The organism is Actinomadura rupiterrae (assembly GCF_024172125.1).
Lineage (GTDB): Bacteria > Actinomycetota > Actinomycetes > Streptosporangiales > Streptosporangiaceae > Spirillospora > Spirillospora rupiterrae.
In genome coordinates this window covers 192,681-215,553 of the sequence record NZ_JAMZEA010000015.1, presented here as the reverse complement: position 1 = coordinate 215,553, position 22,873 = coordinate 192,681, and the positions used below count along the sequence as shown (strand labels likewise).

Sequence of the window (22,873 nt, the reverse complement as noted above, 5' to 3'; positions counted from 1 at the left end):
CCGTGTTCATCGCCTACATCGTCGCGGCCGTCCTGCTGTCGCTGCTCCTGGCCGGCTCGGGGCGCGCCAAGCTCGTCCGGGACCCGAAGATCACCACCGGGCTGAGCGCGGTCGGCGTGCCGGAGTCCTGGTTCCCGCGGCTCGCCGTCCTGGAGATCCTCGGGGCTGTCGGGCTGCTGGCCGGGATCGCCTACCGCCCGCTCGGCATCGCGGCCGGGGTCGGCGTCGCGCTGTACTTCCTCGGCGCGGTGGTGACGCACCTGCGCGCCCGCGACACCAAGGGCGCGCCGGTTCCGGCCGTCATCCTCCTGGTGGCGATCGCTCCGATCGCCCTCGGCCTGACCACCCTCTGAAACCCACCCCCGAAAGCCCCGGCGGCGCGCAGCCCCGCGCCGCCGGGGCCTGACACCTCACGGCGTCCCAGGCGCACGGTCACGGGTGCGACGGCTGAGGACCGGTGCGGCGAGCAGCAGCGTGAGGACGGCCAGGACGCCGTACCCCCACCCGAGCGTGAGGGCACCGGCGATCGCGGCCACCAGGAGCGGGCCGCCCGCGTCGCCGAGTTCGCGACCGAGTTCGGCCGCGCCCATCGTCTGCCCGATGCGTTCGGGCGGTGTGGCGGCGGCCAGCGACGCGAACGCGACGGGCGTGATCAGGCCCGTCCCGATGCCGATCAGGATGGCGGCCGGAAGCAGGCCGGCGGCCCCCGGAAGCGCGGCCGCGGCGAGGCTCGTCGCGGTGACGGCGAGGCCCGCGACCAGGCCGGACGGCATGGAGATCCGGCCGCTGTCCAGGGACCGTCCGGCCCAGGGTTGGACGAGCGCGGCGGACGCGGCGAGCGCCGACACCATCGCGCCGGTGACCAGCGGCGCTAGGCCGGCGGACGCGCCCGAAACCGGCAGGAACCCGACCCCCACCGACAGCGCGGCCGTGGCGGCGGCCAGGGCCGAGACGGGCTTGAGGAACGCCCCGTCGCCGAGCCGCCGCGCCAGGTCGACCACGGTCTGCCGGGCCTTCGGCAGCGGAGGCACGGACGGAACCGCCACCAGCGCCCAGCCTGCCACCGCGACGGCAAGGACCGTCAGCACGGCGAACAGCAGCGTCAACCCGCCCAGCCAGACCAGCAGTCCGCCGAGCAGCGGACCGGCCGTGTACCCGATGCTCTTGAAGAAGCCATAAGACCCGAATGCCCGACCGTGCTTGGCCCGCGGGTTGAGTCGCGCGACCAGCGCGGACGCCGCGGGGGAGAACGCCGACGCAGCGGCGCCCTGCCCCAGCCGCGCCGCCCACAACCAGCCCGGATCGCGGACCAGGACGTACAGCGCCGACGCCGCCGCGAACGCGACCAGCCCGCCGAGCAGCACCGGCCGCGCGCCGATCCGATCCGACAGCACGCCGAACACCGGCTTGAGGATCACCTCGGCGCCGTCGTAGAGGGCGAGAAGCAGCCCCAGGTAGAGGATGGAGTTCTTCAGATCCGCGTCGCCCTGCCCGAGGTTCGCGGCGATGCCGTGGGCGCCGAACGCGGTCGTGAACCCGGCCGCGTAGAGCGGCCACATGTGCCGCGCTCCGGCCACGCCCTCCGGAGTGGCCACCCGCCCCCCTCCCTACCGGCTCGCCCGGTGGCCCTGGATCGGCTCAACGAACGAGGCCGGGCCCTCCGGTGGAAGATATCGGGTCGCTTGGTGCGGGTGTGGCGTTGCTTGGGCGTCGTGTCAGTGCTGGTCGGCGAGCCAGGCGTCGAAGGAGGTCGGCGCGATGCGGGCGTCCTTGCCGGGCAGCATGACCTCGCCCGCCATCTCCGGTCCGAACAGCGACGACCACGTGGGGACGAGCCGGACCGTGCGGCCGCGCGCCTGGTGCGTGCGGCGGGCCATGTCGACCAGGTCCTGCGGGTCGGGGCCGGCGATGTCGCGGTAGCGGCCCTGCGGCGCGCCGACCGCGATCTCGGCGAGGATGGCGGCCACGTCGGCGGGCGCGATCGGCTGGACCAGAAGCGGCGCGATCGGGGCCGCGCCGTCCTGCTCCATCCAGTCGGCCACCATCGCCGCGAAGTCGTGGAACTGGGTCGCCGGGACGATCGTCCACGGCACGTCGCCCGCCGAAACCAGCCGCTCCTGCTCGCGCTTGCCCGCGTAGTGCGCGTTGCCGTCCACGCGGTCGAGACCGGCGATCGACAGCAGGACGTGGTGGCGGACCCCGGCGCGCTGCTCGGCGGCCAGCAGGTTGCGGGTGGCGGTGCCGAACGCGGCGACCGCCTCGTCCCGGTCGGTCGCGCCGGAGTTGGTGACGTCGATGACCGCTTCGACGCCGGCGAGGGCGTCGTCCAGGCCGGCGCCCGTCGCGACGTCCACGCCGAGCGAGCGGCTCATCCGGACGGCGTCGTGCCCGGCTCCCTCCAGGGCGGCGACGGTCAGGGACCCGATGTTCCCGGTCGCTCCGGCCACGGCGATGCGCATGCTGGTCTCCCTCGTAGGTGGTGGTGGGAGCCTATCTCGGACTATTCGGGTCCGCAATATCGAAGATCCGGGATGTCCCGTATGCTGGGGGATCATGAAGCTGCCCGCGAGCACCGAATGGCTGCTGCACTGCGCCGCGTCCCTGGCGCAGCTGGAGCCGGGGGAGACCGCGTCCGCGGCCCAGCTCGCCCGGTACTTCGACCTGCCCGCGCCCTACCTCGCCAAGCAGCTGCAGGCGCTGGTCAAGGCCGGGATCCTGGCCGCCACGACCGGCCCGCGCGGCGGGTTCCGGCTGGGCCGCGAACCGGACCGGATCACGCTGCTGCAGATCGTCGAGGCGGTGGACGGCACGTCCCCGCCCTACGAGTGCCGCGAGATCCGGCTGCAGGGCGCCGGGGCGCTGCGTCCCGAGGACTGCCGCGAGACCTGCGTCCTCGCCGCGAAGATGGCCGGGGCGCACCGGGCCTGGCGCGAGGCGCTCGCCGCCGACACGCTCGCCGACATCCTGGCGACCCTCCCGGCGACCGCGCCCGCCCACACCCGGCGCCGCCTGTTCGAGATGTCCTGACGGACCTCCTCGACAGGACGCCACGACCCTCGATCAGGCATCCGGTAGGAGAAGCCGTTCGGCGGCGGCGACCATGAGGTCGGCGGCCTTCCCGACCGGGAGGTCGCGGCCGGTGAGGAGCCGGTCGAAGAACTCGAAGCCGGTGACCGCCCAGAGCAGGTCGGCGGCGTCCGCGGGGGAGAGGCCGGGACGGAGCGCGCCCTGCTCGGCCAGGCGGCCGGCGTGCCAGGCCAGGCCAGTGGCGCGCCCTTCGCGCATCCGGTCCACGGCGCCCCCGACGGTCTGCGGGTCGAGCACGGCCATGGCGTACAGGACGCGCAGCACCCGGCGGTGCTCGGCGAAGACCGCCGCGGACGCGCGGATCGAGGCGCGCAGGCCCTCGCGCGCGTCGGGCTCGCCGCCCGCGTCCGGAAGGCGGTCGAAGCCGCCGCGCCGCCGCAGGTCGTCGGCGAGCGCGTCGAACAGCCCGGCGCGCGTGCCGAACACGAGGTAGACCGTCGAGCGCGACACCTGCGCCATCGCGGCGATCCGCTCGACGCTCACCGGCTCGCCCGGCGCGTCGCGGAGCCGCTCGTAGAGCGCGTCGAGGATGCGGCGGCGGGTCTGTTCGGCGGCGTCGGCGCGCAGCCGCTGCTCGTACCTGCGGGTGGCCATGGCCCCGGATCCTATCTTTCGCTCGACAGCGCGTCTTTCACACGACAGCGCGTCTTTCGCTTGACAGAGCGTTCATTGAAAGACAGTCTGTTCAGCGAAAGACAGCATGTCCGATGAAATCCCCCAGGCCCGAGGAGGCCCCATGGACCTGCGTTTGAACGGCAAGCGCGCCCTGGTGACCGGCAGTACCAGCGGCATCGGCCGCGCCATCGCGGTCGCGCTGGCCGCCGAGGGCGTCTCCGTGGTCGTCCACGGCCGCGACGCCGGACGCGCGAAGGCGGCGGCCGACGAGATCGGCGCCGCCGGAGGGACCGCCGCCATCGCGCTCGGCGAGCTGACCTCTGACGCCGGAGCGCGCGAGGTCGCCGCGGCCGCGACCGCGGCCTTCGGCGGCATCGACATCCTGGTCAACAACGCCGCGTCGGCCGGCGATGAGGACGGCTGGACCGCGGGCGGCGCCGACCGGTGGGCCGACCTGTACAACACCAACGTCGCGTCGGCCGTCCGGCTGATCGAGGCGCTGACCCCGGCCATGCGCGCGGCCGGCTGGGGCCGGGTCATCCAGATCGGCAGCGCCGCCAACCCGTTCCCGCTGCCGATGAAGGCGGCCTACAGCGCGACCAAGGCGGCCATCGCCAACCTGTCGGTGAGCCTGTCGAAGGAACTCGCCGGAACCGGGGTCACCGCCAACACGGTCAGCCCCGGCCCCAGCCGAACGGACGCCTTCCGGGAACTGGCGCTGGCGTTCGCCCGGCGGCACGGCATGGGCGACGACGCGGACGCCGGCGCCCGCGCGCTGATCGGCGGGCCGCTCGCCAACCCGTCCGGCCGCCTCGCCGAGCCCGCCGAGATCGCCGCGCTGACCGCGCTCGTCGCCAGCCCGCTCGGCGCGTCCATCAACGGCGCGAACCTGCGCATCGACGGAGGCTTCACCCCGACCGTCAACTGACCGCCGTTTTCCCGGGGCGGAAAAACCAGTCGAGTCGCGAGGCGAGGACGGGTTAGCCTTGCAGCCGGAACCCAGGGGAGGTGAGCCGTATGGCCGTCAGCTCGGTCGCCGCTGCGCGCGGCATCTCGGCCCTTCACCTTTCCCGGGCCCGCCTCTGATCCCGTCCCACGGACCGGAGCACTGAAGCGCGGGCCCCTTCTCGACAAGGGTTTCCTCCAGTGACCTCTGGATCTTCCGCGTCCCTGCACGCCTACGGCTGGGACGACGCCCTCGACACCGCGTTCGCCTCGCATCGCGACGCGGGTCTCGTCCCCGGACGCATCGTCGCCGTCGATCGCGGGCTGGCCGACACGGCCACCGCCGACGGCGTCCTGCGTGCCGACACCCGCGCGGTCACCGCGTCCGGGCAGCCGCCGGTCACCGGCGACTGGGCGGCCGTCCGGCCCGGTGACCCGGCCTCCCTGGCGGCGCTGCTGCCGCGCCGCACCGCGATCGTCCGGGCCTCGGCGTCGGGCGACTCGCGGGGGCAGGCGCTCGCCGCGAACGTCGACACCGTCGCGGTCGTGTGCCCGCTCGGCGGCGGGCCCGACCTGGCCCGGATCGAACGGCTCCTCGCCCTCGCGTGGGACAGCGGCGCCGTCCCCGTCGTCGTCCTGACCAAGGCCGACCTCGTGGACGACCCCGAACCCGCGCGCGCCGAGGTCGCCGCCGCCGCGCCCGGCGCCGCGGTGCTGACCGTCAGCGCCGCCGACGGCACCGGCCTGGACGCCGCGACCGCCGAACTCACCGGCACCGTCGTCCTGCTCGGACCGTCGGGCGCCGGCAAGTCCACGCTCGGCAACGCGCTGCTCGGCGAGGACCGGCTCGCCACCGGAGCCGTCCGCGCGGGGGACGGCAAGGGGCGGCACACGACCGTCCGCCGCGAGCTGGTGCCGCTGCCCGGCGGAGGCGTGCTCATCGACACGCCCGGCCTGCGCGGCATCGGCCTGTTCGACTCCGGACGCGGCGTCGAGCAGGCGTTCGCCGACATCGAGGCGTTCGCCGAGCACTGCCGCTTCGCCGACTGCGCGCACGACTCCGAACCCGGGTGCGCCGTCCAGGAGGCGATCGAGGACGGCGCGCTCCCGCGCCGCCGCCTCGACAGCTACCGCAAGCTGCTGCGCGAGAACGACTGGATCGCCGCCCGCACGGACGCGCGGCTCCGCGCCGAACGCAACGACCGCTGGAAGGCGATCACCCGCGCCCAACGCCAGGCCTACCGCCTGAACGGACGCAAGGACCGCTGACCCGGCAGTTCGCAGGTCACGCCGCCCGCGCTCCGCGGGCGGCGTTCCTGCGTCGCGGGTCCGTTCGTTCGCTTTCGGACGGCTCGGCTTCACGAGCCCGCCCGCGGGCGGGAACTCTGCGGGCGCTCCTACGTTTCCATGATCAAATTAGCTGGGCGGGGAACCGGCCAACGGGGTGCGGCCAATACCTCATGACGGCCCCGTGCGGCCGTTGTTGGAGAGAGTCGGGACAGGGGGACCGCGGTGGGCTTCATGAAGCAGTACTCGCTCGTGCTTCTGCGCGCATTGCGCGAGCAGTCGGCAGCAGAGCGCCGCAGGGCGGAACGGACCGTCCGCCGTGAAGGCGCGACGGCCGGGGCGTCGGCGGAGGCAGCGAACGGGGCGTCGTCGGAGGCAGGGAACGGGGTGTCGTCGGACGGAGCGGACGGGGGTTCGCGCCAGGTCACCTGCGGGTCGGGGTAGGGCTGAGGCGTCAGACGTTGGGCCCGTAGCCGGTGCAGGACGGCTTGAACCCCGGTGCCTTCGGGCCCAGCTCGTTCAGGATGAGCTGCTTGATCGGACCGTCGAACGACATGCCGGAGTGGCTCACCGGGTCGTCCGGGCAGAGATCCTGCAGGACGACGTTGGTGGAGTCGCCGCCGTGCAGGAACGCGTTGGTCAGCGGCGTCACGGTCGTGTCGTGCGTGGTGACGATGGTCAGGTAGCGGACGCCGGGGACGGTGTCGCCGTCGGCGAACAGCGCGGTCTGGAAGTCCGAGCCGTCCTCCTGCTCGGGGTAGGTGGGGGAGTCGAGCAGCCGGTAGAAGTCGTTGACCAGCCCGAGGATGCCGAGCGTGCGGCCGACGTTCACCAGGCCCTGCATCGTCGTGCCGTGGTTGGTCGGGCCGAGGCCGATCATCGTGCGCACCTTGGCCGCGCCGCCGAGCCGCTTGATGTAGTAGTTCGGCATCATCCCGCCCTGCGACCCGCCCACCACGTCCACCTTGGACGCGCCGGTGGACGCCAGCACCCGGTCGACGAACGCGCGCATGGTCTCCGCCGACTGCGCGATCTCGCCGAGGCCGTAGAGGTGGCCGAGCGTGAACGAGTTCGCGCCGTAGTTGAATCCGTAGACGCAGTAGCCCTCGTTGGCCAGGGTCGGGCCGAGCATCGCCCCGGCCGCGCCGAAGTTGGACGTCGTGCCGTGCACGATCACGACGGGGTACGGGTGGGCGGCGGACGGCTTGCACGTCCAGATGTTCGCCCCGGGGACGGTGTCGGGGCTGAGGAAGAAGTTGCTCACCGACGTGGACAGGTCGCCGACCGGGTAGGTCTCCGCGGACGCCGAGGCGGCGAGCCCCTGGGCGGAGAACATCGCCGCGCACGCGGCGGCGGTCGCCATGGCGAGCCTGCGGAGCCGGCGCTTCGTCGGGGCCGGGGCGACGCGTGGTGCTGGGCTCATCTGGTCCACCTTCCGCTACGACAGGGCTCGGAGAAGGCGCTGGAGGAGGGGGCGCCAGGTGCCCTCCAGCGCCTTCATTCAGACACTAATGTCTGTTTGAGATCGCGAACCAGGGCCCGCCGTGAGGTCGCGCACCCGATGACAACTTCCGCGCCCGGATGCGCCGGGGCGAGCGCTGTCTGAGCCGGCGGGCTAGCGGGCGAGGTGGGTGCGGAGGAGGTCGGCGACCTTCTCCGGTACCTGCTCGGGGATCCAGTGGCCGATGCCCGGCAATGCGTGGAACTCGTAGGGCCCGCTCATGTAGCGGCGGTTGAGCTCGGCGCCCTTGCGGCTGAGCGCGGGGTCGCCGTCGCTCCAGACGTAGAGGCTCGGGACGCTGACGCGCGCGAGCCCGCCGGGCGGGGCGAACGGCATGGCGCGGTACCAGTTGAGCGCCGGGGTGAGCGCGCCCGGGGTCATCATGAAGTCGACGTCGCGCGCAGCGCCCGCCTCCGACTGCCCGCCCGCCACCAGCCCGGCGATGAGACGCGAACGCGAGTCGCGGCCCAGCCGGCGCAACACCGCCTCGGGCAGCCAGGGGATCTGGAACGCGAACATGTACCAGGACATCAGCAGCTGGCGGCTGGTGACCATGGCCCGCATGAACGCGGCCGGATGCGGGACGGACAGCGCGGTCACCGTGGCGACCGCGTCCGGACGGGAAGCGGCGAGCGCCCACGCGACCGCCGCACCCCAGTCGTGCCCGACGACGTGCACCTTGCGACCGCCGAGGCCGGCCGCCTTGATCAGGGCCAGGACGTCCGCGGTCAGCTCGGACATGCGGTAGGCGAAGCGTCCGCGCGGCCGGGCGCGAGGGGAGTAGCCGCGCTGGTCGGGGGCGAGCGTCCGGTGGCCCGACGCGTGCAGCAGCGGCGCGAGGGCGTCCCAGCTGCGGGACGTCTGCGGGAAGCCGTGCAGGAGGATCACCGCCTCGCCGTCCAGCGGCCCGCGGTCGGCCACGTCGAACACCAGGCCGCCGCGTTCGAAGGAGCTGATCCGTCCGCTTTCGGTGTCGCGCTCGGTCGTCATGGGCGATGCCCTCCCGGCTCGTCGCGGGCCGCCCCCAGGCCGTTCCGGTGCGCGCCCGCACATGTGAGCATCGATCACATCCGCTTCCGGGAAGGCTGTCAAGGTGTGGTACGACTGACCGCATGAGCACGCGGGCGCCAGGACGGCCCTACCACCACGGGTCCCTGCGGGAGGCGCTGGTCGCCCACGCCGTCGGGCTCCTGGACGAGGCCGGGCCCGACGCCGTCGTGGTCCGCGAGGCGGCGCGCCGGGCGGGTGTCGCGCCGTCCGCGCCGTTCCGGCACTTCCCCGGCCGGGCCGCGCTGCTGACCGCCGTCACCGAGGCGGTCGCGGTCGACTTCTGCGACGAACTGACGCGCGCGGTGGACGCCGCCGACGACGTCCCGTTCCGCGCCTTGGGGAACGCGTTCGTCCGCTACGCGCTGGCTCACCCGCACCGGTTCGCGCTCCTGCGCGGCGCGGTCTTCGGCGCGGACCGCACGCCCGCGCTGGAGGAGGGGCACCGGGCGGTCACCCAGCGCATCACGGAACTGATCATGGCCGGGCAGGAACGCGGGGAACTGCGGAAGGCCGACCCCGAACTGACGCGGATCACCGCTCAGGCGCTGGTGTTCGGGCTGTCCCAGATGTTCGTGGACGGCTACCTCGACACCGGCCGCGCCGAGGCGCTGACCGGCCAGGTCCTCGACCTGTTCGGCCTCGGCGTCCTCGCCCCGGACAGCGACCTGCGCTCCAACGACGCGCCGGGCTGACTCCGCGGTCCTCACGTTCCTGCGCTGAACAGGACTGGCGACGCGCCCTCCGTCCGTTCTTCGAGCAGAGTGCCGCGTGGCAGCGCGACGGTGATGATGGTGCTCGGGACGTCGAGCTTGATGCGGTGCCAGCGTCCGCGCGGGACGACGGCGGCGGTACCGGCCGTCAGCCGGACCTCCTCTTCCGCGGCGCCCGGTTCCGGGCGGAGGCAGAGGCGGATCATTCCGATGAGGCAGGACACCAGCTTGTCGGATTCGGGGCAGACCTCCCAGTGGTCGGTGCGGACGTCCGTCCCGGACTTGGCGTGGAAGGCCGCCAGCCGCCATCCGTCCTGGTCGGGGCCGGGTGCGTCCTTCGCGACGTGGACCGTGCCGTCCCGGCCCAGCCGGACCGTGGACGAGAGCAGATCGATCGACCGAAGTGTCATGGACCCACTGTCCGCCCCCGGACCCTCCGCTGGATTGGACGAATGTTCCCTCGCGCGGCTCGCTTAACATGGGACGATGCGCGCCATCGCCGACAAGCGGGACGACGCGGCGGTGTGGGACGTGGTCCGCCCGGCGCGTCCGAGCCGGGTCCCCGGTGTCGTCCTGGCAGGGTTCCGCCGGGGCGCGAGCCCGGCCGACCACCGGTTCGTCCCGCACGCGAGCGTGACGGTCGGCGTGGATCTCGGTGCGAGCCCTCCCATCCTGGAGGACGCCGAGGGACGCCCGCACCGCGGCGGTTTCGCCATGGGCATCGGGTTCGGCGCGGCCCGGGTGCGCGGCGAGAACGTCGAAGGCATGATCCTGCGCATGACCCCGGTCGCGGCGCGCGTGCTCCTGGAGATCAGCCCCACCGACGCCGAAGGCGCCGTCACCGGCCTGGACGACGTCTGGGGCCCGGACGCGCCGCTACTCCGCGAGCAGCTCCTGGCGACCTCTTCGTGGGAGGAGCGCTTCGCGCTGACCGAGGCGCTGATCGTCCGCCGGTACGAAGCCGGCCCGCCGGTCGACCCGGAGATCGACTGGGCCTGGCGCCGGATGGCCGCCACGCGCGGACGGGTGCGCGTCGACCGGCTGGCCGCCGAGGTCGGCTGGAGCCGCAAGCGCCTGTGGTCGCGGTTCCACGCGCAGATCGGCCTGCCGCCCAAGCGCGCCGCGCGGCTCGTCCGGTTCGACCACGCGGCCCACCGCCTCGCATCGGGCGAGGACGTCGCGCGGGTCGCGGCCGACGGCGGCTACACCGACCAGTCCCACCTGCACCGCGACTTCGCCGAGTTCGTCGGCGCCACCCCGGCGGTCATGGCCACCGAGAGCCGCCGGGCGACCGCCGCACTCGGCCCCCCGGCCCGGAGGCCCGCCCCGCTGGCGAGTCCGGTCATCGTCCCGGTCCCCGGCCCGGCCTGGTCCGTCTGCACCTGAGCCTCGCCACGCGATCCCGCGATCCCGCGAGCCCGGCGGTGCCGTGTGCTCGGCGGTGCCGTGCGCTGGGCGGGCAAAGGAAGCGACGGCGGCGGGCGGGGAGTCCGTAAAGGCGGGTTTCTTCGGCTCGTTCGCCGGGGCGCGGGGGAGATGCTGCGTGCGGTGGCTCGGAGAGCGGCGCGTCCGCCGGTCTCGACGGCGGACGGGAGCGGGCAGCGCATGCAGAGCGGCGAGGAGCGCGGCGACCAGAGGAACGGTGACCAGGGAAGCGGTGGTCAGAGAAGCGGCGACCAGGGACGTGGCGGGGCGGAGGTCGCCGTCCGGGTGGTCGGGCCGCCGTCCGTCCTGCACTACCTGAAGGTGGCCGGGGCGATCCTCGCGCTGGCGGCGGTGCTCGGGCTGCTCTGGGTCGCGCGGTCGGTCTGCGTCACGGTTTTCCTCGGCCTGTTCCTGGCGGCCGGGCTCGACCCGGTGGTGCGCTGGATCCAGCGGGCCGTCCCGCGGCGCGGGCTGGCGGTCCTGGTGCTCGTGCTGGCGCTGCTGGTCGTCCTCGGCGTCCTGCTGGCCATCGTGCTGCGCCCGGCGGTGACCGAGCTCAGGCAGCTGGCGGACGAGGTCCCCGGCCTGCTCGACCGGATGTCGCACAAGGGCGGCCCGTTCGGCTCGGCGCTCGACCACCAGGACGTCCGCAAGCACCTCCAGGACGCCGCGAAGCAGCTGCCCAAGGTGATCGGCGGCTCGGCCAGGGCCGTGTTCGGCATCATCTCCGGCATCGCGTCCGCGCTGGCGCTGACCGCGACCACGCTCATCCTGATGATCTACTTCCTGCTGGCCTGGCCGCGCATGCTGGACCGGCTGGAGAGCGCGCTGGGCGACTCCGAGCGCATCGCGGTCGCGCACGAGGCGCTGGGCAAGGTCGGCGGCTACGTCACCGGCCAGGCGTGCATCTCGACCCTGGCCGGGGTGGCCGCCTACGCCTTCCTGAAGATCGTCGACGTGCCGTACCCGTCGCTGCTCGCCGTGGTCGTCGGCGTCTGCGACTTCATCCCGCAGGTCGGCGCGACGCTCGGCGCGGTCGTCTGCACGCTGACCGCGCTGAGCGAGTCGCTGGGCGTCGCGGCGGGCACGCTGGTGTTCTTCCTGATCTACCAGCACGTCGAGAACTACCTGATCGCTCCGCGCGTGTTCTCCAAGGCGGTCGAGCTGTCACCGGTCGCGGTGTTCGTCGCCGCCCTGTTCGGCGTCAGCGTCGGCGGCTTCGTCGGCGCGGTCATAGCCCTGCCGCTGACGGCCGCGCTCAAGGTGGTCGGCGCCTACCTGCTGCGCACCTACCGCCCCGGCACGACCTAGGCCAGTGGCCGGGACTTCAGCTCTTGCGGGCGACCCCGCCGTACATCCAGATGTCCTCGTGGCCGGACGGCGCGGACGCGTCGGGCCGCCACTGCGGGACGGGGACCAGACCCGGCTCGGCGAGCGTGAAGTCGCCGAAGAACGCGCTGATCTGCTCGACCGTGCGGAGCGTCGCCGGGTTCTTCGTGTTGCGGTACGCCTCGGCCGCGCCCGCCGAGGACTGCGGCCGGGTGTCGCCGGTGACGTGCGAGACGAGCAGGTGGCTGCCGGACGGGAGCGCGTCGCGGTAGCGGGCGACCAGATCGTGCGGACCGTCCTCGTCCGGGACGAAGTGCAGGACGGCCGCCATCAGCAGCGCGTACGGCCGGGACAGGTCGAGCAGCCCGGCGGCCGTCTCCAGCACCTTGTCCGGATCGCGCAGGTCGGCGGTGACGACCTTGGTCGCCGCGTCCGTGCTCAGCAGGGCCCGCGCGTGCACGAGGACGATCGGGTCGTTGTCCACGTACACCACGCGCGCGCCGGGCTGGTGCGCCTGCGCGATCTGGTGCACGTTGCCCTGCGTCGGGAGGCCCGTCCCGATGTCGAGGAACTGGTTGACGCCCTGCTCGGCCAGGTACCGGACGCCGCGCTGGAGGAACCGCCGGTTCTCCACGGCGATCGGCCGCACCTCGGGCGCCGCGGCCAGCACGCGCTCGGCGGCCTCGCGGTCCACGGCGAAGTTGTCCTTGCCGCCCAGGTAGTAGTCGTACATCCGCGCGGCCGTGGCCACGCTCGTGTCGATGCCCGGGGGAGCCTGCTCCGGCATGGGCCGTCCTTCAGCGGTCGAGGGGCGTTCAGAGCAACATGATCTAGAAGACGACTATGCCCTAGTTCCCCTAGAGCCGCACCGCCGACCCGCCGGTACGACGACCAGGCTGACCTACCTGTCGTCCGGCCTTCGTGAACGCGGGGGACGCCGGTGAAGCGGGCTCGGATGTCGGCGATGATCACTAGGGTCGGGCCGCATGACCGATCTGTACACCGTGTCGTTCGACGGGATCGAGGACAGGACGCTGACCGGACGCGTCCACCTGCGCAATCCCGATGCCGCGCAGTTCTCCCCGCGTAAGGCGTTCCCGCTGCAGCTGCTGATGGACGCCTGGTCGATGATGCTGAACGGATTCTCTTTCGAGGAGGCGCCGTTCACGCGCGAAGAAGGCGTCCGTAGAGCCTCCGAAGCGAAGGGCGCCGGCGAGATGCGGCGACTGGAGGAGATGCACCACGGGAAACGCGTGTGGGTGGACGCGGGCGGCTACCTCCTTGAGGGCGATTCCAAGAAGCTCAAGGAACCCAAGGTCAAGGCGGCCGACGTCTACAAGAACGAGCTCGACCCCTACGGCGGCCAGGGCATGGACAACGGACGGCACTACCTGATGCTCAAGTCCAAGCCGCAGGAGTTCGCGCGCCAGGCGGACGGCATCATCCTCGCCTACGAACTCGGACCGCAGGCCAATCTGCCCAAGGGGCAGCGGCTGGAACGCATGGACGAGGACGCCGTGTACGAACTGCTCGACCGGCCTTTCGAAGAGCGCCCCTACGCGCCGGTCACCGTGAAGGTGTCCTCGCCTCGGTACCTGGAGCCGCTGGCGGGCGGCATGCGCTGGTCGACGGCTTATTCGGGCTGGCTGCCCGGCCAGTGAGCCGCACGCTCGACGTTGTCGCGGCCCGTCGGCGCTACGGTTTCCGGGCGACGCCCGCGAAGGCGTCGACGGGTCGCGGCTCGCCGAACGGATTGGGGTCGGGACGCCACAGCGGCGTGGACACGATCCCCGGTTCCACCAGTTCCAGGCCCGCGAAGAAACGCGCGAGGTATTCGGGCGTCCGGGCGTAGTACGGCTGCGCACCGGCTTCCACGTACATGCGAATGGCCTCGGCGCGCGCGGTCTGGTCGGGATTGCCCACCGAGGGAAGTCCCAGGACGTTGGTGCCGTCATTGAGAATCATCCAGCTGCCAGACGGCAACGCGTCCACGAGTTGCGCGACGATCGCGGGCGGATCGTCCTCGTCAGGGACGTTGCCCATGATTCCCAGAAGCATCAAGGCGATCGGCTGTTCGAAATCGAGAGTTTCGGCCGCCTGTTCGATAAGGCGCCGCGGATCGCGGACGTCGGCGTCCACGTAGGTCGTGACGCCGCGGTCGTGCCCGCTCGTCAGCAGCGCCCGCGCGTGGACGAGCACCAGCGGGTCGTTGTCGACGTAGACCACGCGGGACTCGGGCGCGATGGCCTGCGCGATCTCGTGGGTGTTGTCGCTGGCGGGGAGGCCGGTCCCGACGTCCAGGAACTGGCGCACGCCGCACTCGCCCGCCACGAAGCGGACGCTCCGCGCCAGGAAGATCCGCGAGACGCGGGCGATCTCCACGATCTCGGGAAAGACCTCCGCGACCCGTTCGCCGACCTCGCGGTCGACCGGGTAGTTCTCCTTGCCGCCCAGCCAGAAGTTCCAGATCCGGGCCTGATGCGGAACGGTCGTGTCGACCGTTTCCGTCCGGGACTCATTCATGGCCTCTCCGATGACTCGTCCCACGCGCTCGTGCGTCTGGAACCAGAATGCTCCGCCGGTGACAAGAACGCACGAATTCCGCTGGGAATTCGAGGAGATCGTTTAACCCGTTGCGCAGCTTCCGCTGACCCGGCCCCGGGGAGGCTCTTGATCGTTTATGCCGCCGCGCGAAGGTCGGCGGCCCGATCACCCGGGGAGCGCCCGTGCTTCACGTCCTCATCGGCAAGTCCCTGGCGGTGCTGGGCGCCGCCGCGTTCGTTGCGGCGCCGTGGACCGGCTCCGGGCAGGCCGCGCGCGCCGCCTCCTGCCACGCGTCCAGCCTCGACGCCGCCACCACCAAGCCCGACCCGGACTGCACGCCCGGAGCGCTCAACCCGGCCGTCACCCAGGCCAACATCCACCGGACGGTCTGCGTCGCCGGCTACACCAAGTCCATCCGCCCACCGGTCGCCTACACCAATGCGCTGAAGCGGAGGCAGATCGCCGAGTACGGCTATGCGAACACCGACCCGTCCGCCTACGAGGAGGACCACTTCATCCCGCTCAGCCTCGGCGGCGCGCCGCGCGACCCGAAGAACCTGTGGCCCGAGCCGGGCTCCTCGCCCAACCCGAAGGACGCCGTCGAGTTCAAGCTCTACAAGGCGCTCTGCGCGGGCCGGATCACCCTCGCCGCCGCGCAGCATGCGATCGCCACCGACTGGACGACCGCGGGCCGCATCGTCCGGTAGCCCCCGGATCGGTAAAGGCCGGGCGGCAGCGCTGATCAGCCCCGCCGACCGCCTAGCGCCCTGACCGGGAAAGGAAGGCGATCCCGGCGAGGACCAGGCCCAGCACCCCGACCGCCATCCCAGCGACCGGCTGATGCCCGGACGCCCACTTCATCAGGCCGAAATTGTGGTTGTCGCCGTTGAAAGCGAGCAGCGACCCGAACCCCAGCACCGCGACGACGATCCCGACGACCCTCATCGTCCTCCTTCCTCAGCGAAGCCCATCGCGTCCATCATCGACGCTCGGACCTGCGCGTTCATCGTCGCCAGGCAGGCTGTCGCCCTACCCGGAACGGAGTACGCGGCCTCCTCCGCCGGGCGGAACCCCGGGCGGTCGGTTACGCGGGGGTTATGCCCGCGCCGGTTGCATGGCGTCCCAGCAAGGTGATCACGACGCCACGAGGAGCGCTTGATGTCCTTTCCGGACGCCCCGTCCCGCCGCCGGTTCCTGAAGCACGCGGGGCTGGCCGCGACCGCCGCCGCGACCGCCGCGGCGGCGCTGCCGCTGGCCGGCTCCGTGACCGGCACGGCGACCGCCGCCACCGGCGACCCCGACCGCCTGTTCAAGGCGGGCCGCTTCGCCGAGGCCGAGCGCGGCTACCGGCGCCGCCTCCGCGCGAACCCGAAGGACGCGCGCGCCGCCGCCCAGCTCGGCTACCTCGCCTTGCTCTCCAACCGCTTCGGGAACGCCGAGCGCTACCTGTCCGAGGCGCTTACCCTGAACGCCGCCGACGCCGAATCCAAGCGGCGCCTCGCCGAGTGCTACGTCCGGCAGGACCGGCACGACCGCGCGATCCCGCTCCTCAACGAGGTCGGAACCCCGGCGGCCAAGGCGTCCGCCACGCAGTACGCCCACCTCGACGGGCCGTCCTACCGCATCTCGGGCAAGGACACCCGCGTCCCGTTCCGCTACATGGACCCGCTGCCCGTGGCGGACGCGTCGGTGAACGGCTCCGCGCCCAAGCCGTTCCTGGTCGACACCTACGCGACGCTCGACCTGTCCCCGGAGACCGCCAAGGAGCTGGGCCTGCGCGCGGTGGCGAGCAACACCGCAGGGGTGGCGAACAACCGGCCCGTCGTCATCTACTTCGGCGTGCTGGACTCGTTCCGGATCGGCGGCATCGAGATCCGGAACCTGCCCGTCCAGTGGACGGACGGCGCCCAGCCCCCCACGCTCCCGGACGGCTCCAAGCCCGCCGGCGCGTTCGGCACGACGATCTTCTACCACTTCCTCACCACGATGGACTACGCGCGCCGCGCCCTCGTCCTGCGCCGCCGCGAGCACGCCCGCCGCACGAACGGCCTCCCGCTCTGGCTGGCCGGCGACCACTACCCCTGCTCGGTCGGCACCATCGGCTCCTACGGCCCCCGCCTGGTCACCATCGACACCGGCGGCATCGGCCACGGCCTGGACACCACCGTCGAGATCGCCGAACGCGCGGGCATCCCCATCGACCGCGCGCACCCGCTGCCGCCGATGAACGGCACCAACGTCTACCCCGTCCACCCGTCCCGCATCAGCCTCGGCCACGCCGTGGGCCGGAACATCCTCGGCTACGCCGCCGAGAAGATCTTCCCCGGCCTCCCCGGCCCCGGCCTGTCCCCCCTCACCGGCTTCGACCTGAGCGCCAACTTCACCCACGAGTTCTTCAAGCCCTACGCCGTGACCTTCGACTACCGAACCATGCGCCTCCACCTCTCCCGCTGACCCCCGCGGAAAACCCGTGGAACCGGCCGCCCTCCCCTCCTACAGTCGAAACAGCCGCTCCGGGGGGACGTCATGGTGACGATCGATTGGTTCCACGGCCCGCGCGACACGCTGGCCGAGCTGTTCGAACTGGCGGACGACTCGGCCACCGCGATACGCGCATACCGCGATCTGGGACGCGTCCTGGTGGCCCGCGACGGCCCGTCCATCATCGGGCACCTGCAACTCGTCGAGACCGAGCACCCCGGCGAGGCAGAGGTCAAGAGCCTCGCGGTCCGCGAAGACCGCCAAGGCGCCGGGACCGGCCGGAAGCTCGTCGAGCGCGCGGCCGCGGTCTGCCGCGAGGAGCGCGGAAGGACGCTCCTCGTCGCCACCGCGGCCGCCGACACGAGCGTCCTCCGCTTCTACCAGCGCCTCGGCTTCCGCATGTCCCGCATCGAACGCGACGTCTTCACCCCCGAAGCCGGCTACCCCGAAACAATGGTCGACGGCATCCCCCTCCGAGACCAGGTGTGGCTCTCCCTGTCCCTGCACCCCCCACGCCACTGACCCCCTCAACCCCGCAAAGGAAGATGACCACCGCCAGTGCCTACCGGCCGCGGTCGGTTCCCGGAGGTCGTGCCCGTCCTGGCTGCGGTGACCGAGCCGGTGGCATCGCGGACTGATTACCTTGTCTGGGCTCGTCGGACGTGCCGCGGGGGAGGGTTCGCGGCAAGATCGTTAGGGACGGTCCGGGCGAGTTCGGAAGGCGCTGATGATGAACGAGGCCACACTCGACCTGCTGCTGGACGTGGTCGAGCGCCTCGAACGGAACATCACCGCGCGGCGGTGCCCGGCCATCTGCGGGCTGGCGGGGGAGCGCGACCTGATGCTGTCGGACTACCACTACCTGCGGGACGACAGTGCGGCCGAGCGGTTCGAGCGGCGGGCGGCGGAGCAGGCGCGGCGGATCCGGGCGCTGCGGTGGGTGATCGCCGTCCCGATGATCATCGCGGTCGGGCCGGGGGCGTCGCTGCGCGGACGGCCGGTCTCCAACCAGGCGCTGCGCGAGGGCGAGCAGGAGGCGATCGTGTGGACGGCGTTCGACCCGTCCGACGGGATCGACTTCGGGATCGTCGCGTACACGCGGCGACCCAACGGGCAGCCCGTCTACCACGAGCCCGAGGTGTTCACCGCGCCGCTGGCCAGCACGGCGATCGCGCCGGGCTCGACGCTCCGCGACGTCCTGCTGAGCGAGCCGGACTGAGCGGGCTTCAGACCTCCAGCAGCAGCGCGCGGTGGTCGGACACCTCGGGCTCGGTGAGGATCCCGAACCGCCGCACCGCGGACGGGTCGGACACCAGCAGGTAGCCGGCGTGGCGCAGCGGCTTGGCGTAGCGGGACGTGCGGGTGTCGGCGTCCCGGACCAGATCGACCAGGCCGATACCGGCGAGGATCTCGAACGTCTCGCTGCCGGGCAGCAGGTTGAGGTCGCCGCACACGACGGTCAGGTCCCCGTCCTCGCGGGCGGTGGTGACCAGGTCGGCGAGCCGCTTGGCCTGCTCGCGCCGGGCCGGGGTGTCGCCCTTGCCGTCCGGGTCGCGCAGCCCGTGCAGCTGGACGACGGTGACGAACCGTCCGGCCGCCCGGTCGAAGACCCGGACGGCCTGGGCCGCGCGCGGACGGTCGCCGGCGGGCCACGCGTCCTCGTACTCGGTGTAGCGGCCGTGCACGAACGCCGTCCGCGTCCCGACGAGCGGCAGCGTCTCGGCGACGAAGGTGGCGAGCCCGAAATCCTGCCGGTGGGAGACGCCGTCGCCGTCGCGGACGGGGCCCGCGTCGTTCGCGGTGAACAGGGCGTGGTGGCGGGGGAGCAGCGTGCGGACGTCGTCCAGCAGGTCCGCGCGCTGCGGCAGGGACCGCTCGGGGTCGTCGAACCTCGTCCAGCCTTCGAGGGCCGCGGTATGGGTCACTTCCTGGAGGCAGAGGACGTCCGCGCCGCACGCGCCGACCCACGGCGCGAGCTCGTCGTACATCGCGCCGCCCCAGGCGTTCACAGAGATGATCCGCACGAGACGAATTTAGGGCCTGACCGGAACACGCGCGACCGGCCGCGCGCACGTGCCCGGATCAGGTGAAGCGGGCGATGAGGTCGTGGAGGTAGGCGCGGAAGCGGGCCACCGTCGCCGGGTCGTCGGTGCCGTGCAGCTGGCCGTCCTGCCCGATGATGCCGAGCTGGACGAACCCGTGGACGCTCCAGATGATGTCCCAGATCGCCACCTCCAGGTCGACGCCGGGCTGCACGGCGGGCGACATGAGCTGGTACATCACCGACAGGACGGGTTTGGCGAACGGGGTCTCGATGTCCAGGTCGGCGGCGTCGCCCTGCCAGCGGTGCATCCACATGCCGACGAACGTGGGGTGGCTCAGGCAGAAGTCGAGGAAGGCGTCGCAGATGCGCTGGACCCCGGCGGTGTCCGGGGTGAAGTCCTGGAGGGCGGGCGACAGGGCGCGCTGCTGGAGCTGGTGGAGCCAGGTGAACACGTCGAGGTAGAGGGTCGGCTTGTCGCCGACCAGGTCGACCAGCTCGGAGGACGGGAGCCCGGCCGCGTCGGCGATCAGCTTGAGGTCCACGGCGTCGTAGCCGAGATCGGAGAACAGCCGGGCGGCCGTTTCGTACACCTGGTCGCGGCGGGTGTTCACTTGGGGCGTCTCCACCATGACTCTAAGTAATGCACAGGCCCGCGCGCGCCCGGAACGCGCCGCGCCGCGCTTCCGGCTGCGCTTTTGCGGCTTCTTGAACGGTCCGCGCCGGACGGGGCGGTTGAAAGCCCCGCCTCGGGTAGGGCGGCCCGTGACGGGGCGTCCACCCAGGACGCCGGAACGAGAGGAGGATCCGATGACGCAGAAGGTTCGTGAACTGATGACCGGCCCCGCCACGACGGTCGCGCCGGACACCGATCTCGGCACCGTCGCGCGGATGATGAGGGACGAGGCGATCGGCAGCGTCATGGTCACCGGCCCGGACGGCTCGGTCGGCATGGTCACCGACCGTGACATGGTCGTGCGCGGCCTGAGCCGCCAGGGGCACCCGGAGACGCTGCCGGTCCGCGAGGTCTGCAGCACCGACCCGGTCTCCGTCCGCCCGGACGACGACGCGACGGTGGCGATCAAGATGATGAGCGACAGGAAGGTCCGCCGCCTGCCCGTGATCCAGGACGGCCAGGTCGTCGGCGTGATCTCACTCGGCGACCTCGCCGCCGAGCGCGACAGTGCCTCGGTCCTCGGCACCATCAGCGGCGCCATGCCGAGCTGAGCGCGCGGTCCCGGCCGCCGTCAGGAGGACGCGACCGACAGCGCGATCTCCGCGAACTCGGCGAGCAGCGGCGTCCGGCGCGCGGCGTCCCAGGCGAGGCTGACCTGGGACGGCGCCAGGTCCTCGACGGCGAGGTAGGCGATGTCGGGGCGGGTGTAGAAGGCCGCGACCGAGAGCGGCAGGACGATCAGCCCGCGGCCTGCGGCGACGTGCTCCAGCTTCTCCTCGACGCTGCGGTACACCGGCGTCGGCGGGCGCGTCCGGTCGCGCATCTCGACGGCGATGTCCCGCCACTCGGGCACCGCGTCCGGGTCCTGGATCAGGTGCTCCGACGCGAGCTCGGCCAGCGCGATGGACTCCTTGCCGGCGAGCCGGTGATCGCCCGGGACGACGGCGACGCGCGGCTCGGTGTACAGCGGCCGGATCGTCAGTCCGCCCTGGTCCACCGGCGGCCGGATGTAGCTGACGTCCACCCGTCCGTCGCGGACGACGTCGGACTGGTCGTCCCAGCTCGTCCGGACGAGGTCGACGGTCAGCTCGGGATGCCGATCCCCGAACGCGCGCACCGCGGCCGTGACGATCAGCCCGGGCATGAACCCGACCGTGAACGTGCGCGGCCCCCGCGCCGCGCGCCTCACCCTCCGCCGCAACGCCTCGGCATTCGACAGCAAGGAAGGCGCGTCAGCGAGCAACTGCCGACCGGCGGGTGTGAGCGCCGTCGAGCGCCGATCGCGGTCGAACAACCGCACCTTCAGATCGTCCTCCAGCGCCCGGATCTGCCGGGACAGCACCGGCTGGGCGATGTGCAGCGACTCCGCCGCGCGGCCGAAGTGCAGCCGCTCGGCCACCGCCACGAAGTACCGCAGCTTGCGCAGGTCGACGTCGTCCATGATGCCTTGAGGGTATTACAGCCGCGGACGAAGGTCTTGGACGCGGCGCCCTCCCGGCCCGCATCGTTGAGGGACAGCGAACCGAAAGGATCACCATGTCCCTCGATGACCTCGCAGGACAGCGCGTCGTGGTGCTCGGCGGCACCTCCGGCATCGGCCTCGCGGTCGCGGAAGCCGCCGCCGGTGCGGGCGCCGCCGTGACCGTGGCGTCCAGCCGCAAGGAGAACGTCGACCGCGCGCTCGGCCGGCTCCCCGCCGACGCGAGCGGCCACGTGCTCGACCTCACCGACACCGCCCGCGTGGCCGAGCTGTTCGACCGCCTCGGCGAGATCGACCACCTCGTCTACACGGCAGGCGACCCGCTGCTCCTCGCACCGGTCGCCGACATCGACCTGGCGGCGGCCCGCGACTTCTTCGCCGTCCGCTACTTCGGCGCCCTGGCCGCCGTCCAGGCCGCCGCGCCGAAGCTGCGCGAAGGCGGTTCCATCACCCTGACCAGCGGCACCGCCGGCCCGCGTCCGATGCCGGGCACGGCGGTGACCTCCAGCCTCTGCACGGCCCTGGAGGGCCTCACCCGAGCGCTCGCCGTCGAACTCGCGCCGATCCGAGTGAACGCCGTCATGCCCGGCGTCGTCCGCTCCGACCTGTGGTCGCCCCTGCCGCCCGAGGCTCGCGACGACCTCTACGCGACCACCGCCGCCGCAGCCCCGCTGAAGCGCATCGGCGAAGTCGACGACATCGCCGACGCCTACCTCTTCTACATGACCCAACGCCACGCCACCGGCACCGTCCTACTCCTAGACGGCGGCTCCGTCCTGGTCTAACGGCAACCGTCGGACCGCCCCGCCAAGCTACGCACGTGATCGATCTCGAAGAGGAACTCATCCAGACGGCCCGCCGGCACCTTCCCCCGGACGCGGCCGAGGAATGGATTCGCCTGATGCGCCCGGCGATCAACCTGCGATCGCGAAAGCGGGGCACCGAACCGGTCGGCCATCTCGGCGGCCTGCCCGCCCTGCCGTCCGGCATGGCGTGGCCGGCCTGGAACGGAGACGCTCTGAACTTCGTCGCCTCGCTGGACTGCGCGCGGCTGCCCATCGCGGCGCTCGACCTACCGCTGCCGGCAGAAGGCACGCTGCTGTTCTTCTGCATCGACGCCGAGGACGATCGCTTCGAGATCGGGGAGGGCCCGAGCGTCGACGTCGGGGTCCCCGAGAGCATGGCGGGGATGCGCGTGCTGCACCTGCCGCCCGGTGTGGAGGTGACCGAGCGGCAGGCCCCGGCCGGTCTCCGACCGTTCGAGCGGGTCGAGCTGGGCGCCCGCTTGTTGGCGACCGGTCCGGACACCAGCCAGCCGGAGCTCCGTGCCGCCGTCCGTCGGCTCGGCGGATCCGCGTGGGAGGCCCTTGAGGACCGCGAGTACGAAGAGGGAATGTACAACGCGGTCCTCGACCGGCTGCCGCGGCACTGGCACTGGCTGGGCGGACATGCGAAGCCCAAGCAGGACGCCGTGGAGCTCGATGCCGCTTACACCGCGTTCGCCGGCGAGGTCGGCTGGGCGGATCCGCGCCTCGAACGGGAGGCGCTGCGCTGGCGCCCGCTCGCGCAGTTCGACAGCGACGAGGCGGCCGGGATGAAGTGGAGCGACATCGGGACGATCTACTTTCTCGTCCGGCCGGAGGACCTCGCGGCCCGGCGGTTCGACGCCGCTTCACTCACCGTGCAGCACTGAGGCCGGGGA

The 22,873-nt window shown here is 72.5% G+C and carries 27 protein-coding genes; 15 read left to right on the top strand and 12 right to left on the bottom strand.

What is annotated here, in order from left to right; all coding sequences use genetic code 11:
• Positions 1–2 precede the first annotated feature (2 nt).
• Entirely contained in the window at positions 3–353 is a 351-nt protein-coding gene (locus tag FHU30_RS40225; protein WP_253882967.1) for a DoxX family protein, read from the top strand.
• A gap of 57 nt (positions 354–410) precedes the next feature.
• Here the strand turns inward: FHU30_RS40225 and FHU30_RS40220 are convergent, their stop codons facing one another.
• The gene (locus FHU30_RS40220; protein WP_253882966.1) at positions 411–1,595 is read right to left on the bottom strand and encodes an MFS transporter; all 1,185 of its coding nucleotides are present in this window, start codon (positions 1,593–1,595) and stop codon (positions 411–413) included.
• A 120-nt stretch (positions 1,596–1,715) separates the two neighbouring features.
• Complete coding sequence (locus tag FHU30_RS40215; protein ID WP_253882965.1) at positions 1,716–2,459, bottom strand: SDR family oxidoreductase; 744 nt, start codon at positions 2,457–2,459, stop codon at positions 1,716–1,718.
• A 94-nt stretch (positions 2,460–2,553) separates the two neighbouring features.
• Between FHU30_RS40215 and FHU30_RS40210 the strand changes: the two genes are divergently transcribed.
• The gene (locus FHU30_RS40210; RefSeq protein ID WP_253882964.1) at positions 2,554–3,027 is read left to right on the top strand and encodes an RrF2 family transcriptional regulator; all 474 of its coding nucleotides are present in this window, start codon (positions 2,554–2,556) and stop codon (positions 3,025–3,027) included.
• A 33-nt stretch (positions 3,028–3,060) separates the two neighbouring features.
• Here the strand turns inward: FHU30_RS40210 and FHU30_RS40205 are convergent, their stop codons facing one another.
• Positions 3,061–3,681, bottom strand: a complete 621-nt coding sequence (locus tag FHU30_RS40205) for a TetR/AcrR family transcriptional regulator (protein WP_253882963.1) — start codon at positions 3,679–3,681, stop codon at positions 3,061–3,063.
• A gap of 142 nt (positions 3,682–3,823) precedes the next feature.
• Here FHU30_RS40205 and FHU30_RS40200 point away from each other — a divergent pair, with 142 nt between their 5' ends.
• Together FHU30_RS40200 and rsgA are read left to right on the top strand one after the other, a co-directional pair.
• Positions 3,824–4,630: an SDR family NAD(P)-dependent oxidoreductase gene (locus FHU30_RS40200; RefSeq protein WP_253882962.1), complete on the top strand. Its 807-nt coding sequence runs from the start codon at positions 3,824–3,826 to the stop codon at positions 4,628–4,630.
• Positions 4,631–4,848: 218 nt separating this feature from the next.
• Positions 4,849–5,916, top strand: a complete 1,068-nt coding sequence (gene rsgA, locus FHU30_RS40195) for a ribosome small subunit-dependent GTPase A (RefSeq protein WP_253882961.1) — start codon at positions 4,849–4,851, stop codon at positions 5,914–5,916.
• 472 nt (positions 5,917–6,388) lie between these two features.
• Here the strand turns inward: rsgA and FHU30_RS40190 are convergent, their stop codons facing one another.
• Positions 6,389–7,357, bottom strand: a complete 969-nt coding sequence (locus FHU30_RS40190) for an esterase/lipase family protein (protein ID WP_253882960.1) — start codon at positions 7,355–7,357, stop codon at positions 6,389–6,391.
• Between the two features lie 192 nt (positions 7,358–7,549).
• Entirely contained in the window at positions 7,550–8,425 is an 876-nt protein-coding gene (locus FHU30_RS40185) for an alpha/beta fold hydrolase (protein WP_253882959.1), read from the bottom strand.
• Between the two features lie 122 nt (positions 8,426–8,547).
• Here FHU30_RS40185 and FHU30_RS40180 point away from each other — a divergent pair, with 122 nt between their 5' ends.
• Positions 8,548–9,177, top strand: a complete 630-nt coding sequence (locus FHU30_RS40180) for a TetR/AcrR family transcriptional regulator (protein WP_253882958.1) — start codon at positions 8,548–8,550, stop codon at positions 9,175–9,177.
• Positions 9,178–9,188: 11 nt separating this feature from the next.
• Here FHU30_RS40180 and FHU30_RS40175 read toward each other — a convergent pair whose 3' ends face one another.
• Positions 9,189–9,605 (bottom strand): cupin domain-containing protein, encoded by a 417-nt coding sequence (locus tag FHU30_RS40175; RefSeq protein WP_253882957.1) that lies wholly within the window; start codon positions 9,603–9,605, stop codon positions 9,189–9,191.
• Between the two features lie 76 nt (positions 9,606–9,681).
• Here FHU30_RS40175 and FHU30_RS40170 point away from each other — a divergent pair, with 76 nt between their 5' ends.
• Positions 9,682–10,581 (top strand): AraC family transcriptional regulator, encoded by a 900-nt coding sequence (locus FHU30_RS40170; RefSeq protein ID WP_253882956.1) that lies wholly within the window; start codon positions 9,682–9,684, stop codon positions 10,579–10,581.
• Positions 10,582–10,743: 162 nt separating this feature from the next.
• Positions 10,744–11,931: an AI-2E family transporter gene (locus FHU30_RS40165; protein WP_253882955.1), complete on the top strand. Its 1,188-nt coding sequence runs from the start codon at positions 10,744–10,746 to the stop codon at positions 11,929–11,931.
• A 16-nt stretch (positions 11,932–11,947) separates the two neighbouring features.
• On the opposite strand, the gene FHU30_RS40160 is transcribed toward FHU30_RS40165, so the two are convergent.
• The gene (locus tag FHU30_RS40160; protein WP_253882954.1) at positions 11,948–12,736 is read right to left on the bottom strand and encodes an SAM-dependent methyltransferase; all 789 of its coding nucleotides are present in this window, start codon (positions 12,734–12,736) and stop codon (positions 11,948–11,950) included.
• Positions 12,737–12,935: 199 nt separating this feature from the next.
• Between FHU30_RS40160 and FHU30_RS40155 the strand changes: the two genes are divergently transcribed.
• On the top strand, positions 12,936–13,610 hold the full coding sequence (locus tag FHU30_RS40155) for a hypothetical protein (protein ID WP_253882953.1): 675 nt from the start codon (positions 12,936–12,938) through the stop codon (positions 13,608–13,610).
• Between the two features lie 34 nt (positions 13,611–13,644).
• On the opposite strand, the gene FHU30_RS40150 is transcribed toward FHU30_RS40155, so the two are convergent.
• Positions 13,645–14,472 (bottom strand): SAM-dependent methyltransferase, encoded by an 828-nt coding sequence (locus FHU30_RS40150; protein WP_253882952.1) that lies wholly within the window; start codon positions 14,470–14,472, stop codon positions 13,645–13,647.
• Between the two features lie 203 nt (positions 14,473–14,675).
• Here FHU30_RS40150 and FHU30_RS40145 point away from each other — a divergent pair, with 203 nt between their 5' ends.
• Positions 14,676–15,200, top strand: a complete 525-nt coding sequence (locus FHU30_RS40145; RefSeq protein ID WP_253882951.1) for a hypothetical protein — start codon at positions 14,676–14,678, stop codon at positions 15,198–15,200.
• Between the two features lie 52 nt (positions 15,201–15,252).
• Here FHU30_RS40145 and FHU30_RS40140 read toward each other — a convergent pair whose 3' ends face one another.
• Positions 15,253–15,438, bottom strand: a complete 186-nt coding sequence (locus FHU30_RS40140; RefSeq protein ID WP_253882950.1) for a hypothetical protein — start codon at positions 15,436–15,438, stop codon at positions 15,253–15,255.
• Positions 15,439–15,651: 213 nt separating this feature from the next.
• On the opposite strand from FHU30_RS40140, the gene FHU30_RS40135 reads away from it, so the two are divergent.
• The 3 genes from FHU30_RS40135 to FHU30_RS40125 all read left to right on the top strand — a co-directional run bounded on the left by FHU30_RS40135 (position 15,652) and on the right by FHU30_RS40125 (position 18,193).
• Entirely contained in the window at positions 15,652–16,947 is a 1,296-nt protein-coding gene (locus tag FHU30_RS40135) for an aspartyl protease family protein (RefSeq protein WP_253882949.1), read from the top strand.
• 72 nt (positions 16,948–17,019) lie between these two features.
• A complete protein-coding gene (locus FHU30_RS40130) occupies positions 17,020–17,496 on the top strand; it encodes a GNAT family N-acetyltransferase (protein ID WP_253882948.1) in 477 nt (158 codons plus the stop codon).
• Positions 17,497–17,704: 208 nt separating this feature from the next.
• On the top strand, positions 17,705–18,193 hold the full coding sequence (locus FHU30_RS40125; protein WP_253882947.1) for a hypothetical protein: 489 nt from the start codon (positions 17,705–17,707) through the stop codon (positions 18,191–18,193).
• 7 nt (positions 18,194–18,200) lie between these two features.
• On the opposite strand, the gene FHU30_RS40120 is transcribed toward FHU30_RS40125, so the two are convergent.
• Positions 18,201–18,998 carry an endonuclease/exonuclease/phosphatase family protein gene (locus tag FHU30_RS40120; RefSeq protein ID WP_253882946.1) on the bottom strand — a complete coding sequence of 266 codons (798 nt, stop codon included), beginning with the start codon at positions 18,996–18,998 and terminating at the stop codon, positions 18,201–18,203.
• 58 nt (positions 18,999–19,056) lie between these two features.
• Positions 19,057–19,647: a TetR/AcrR family transcriptional regulator gene (locus FHU30_RS40115; RefSeq protein ID WP_253882945.1), complete on the bottom strand. Its 591-nt coding sequence runs from the start codon at positions 19,645–19,647 to the stop codon at positions 19,057–19,059.
• A 178-nt stretch (positions 19,648–19,825) separates the two neighbouring features.
• On the opposite strand from FHU30_RS40115, the gene FHU30_RS40110 reads away from it, so the two are divergent.
• Positions 19,826–20,242 carry a CBS domain-containing protein gene (locus tag FHU30_RS40110; RefSeq protein ID WP_253882944.1) on the top strand — a complete coding sequence of 139 codons (417 nt, stop codon included), beginning with the start codon at positions 19,826–19,828 and terminating at the stop codon, positions 20,240–20,242.
• Between the two features lie 20 nt (positions 20,243–20,262).
• Here the strand turns inward: FHU30_RS40110 and FHU30_RS40105 are convergent, their stop codons facing one another.
• Complete coding sequence (locus tag FHU30_RS40105; protein WP_253882943.1) at positions 20,263–21,132, bottom strand: LysR family transcriptional regulator; 870 nt, start codon at positions 21,130–21,132, stop codon at positions 20,263–20,265.
• Between the two features lie 95 nt (positions 21,133–21,227).
• Here FHU30_RS40105 and FHU30_RS40100 point away from each other — a divergent pair, with 95 nt between their 5' ends.
• Positions 21,228–21,956: an SDR family oxidoreductase gene (locus FHU30_RS40100; protein ID WP_253882942.1), complete on the top strand. Its 729-nt coding sequence runs from the start codon at positions 21,228–21,230 to the stop codon at positions 21,954–21,956.
• A gap of 35 nt (positions 21,957–21,991) precedes the next feature.
• Positions 21,992–22,864, top strand: a complete 873-nt coding sequence (locus FHU30_RS40095; RefSeq protein ID WP_253882941.1) for a DUF1963 domain-containing protein — start codon at positions 21,992–21,994, stop codon at positions 22,862–22,864.
• Positions 22,865–22,873 lie beyond the last annotated feature (9 nt).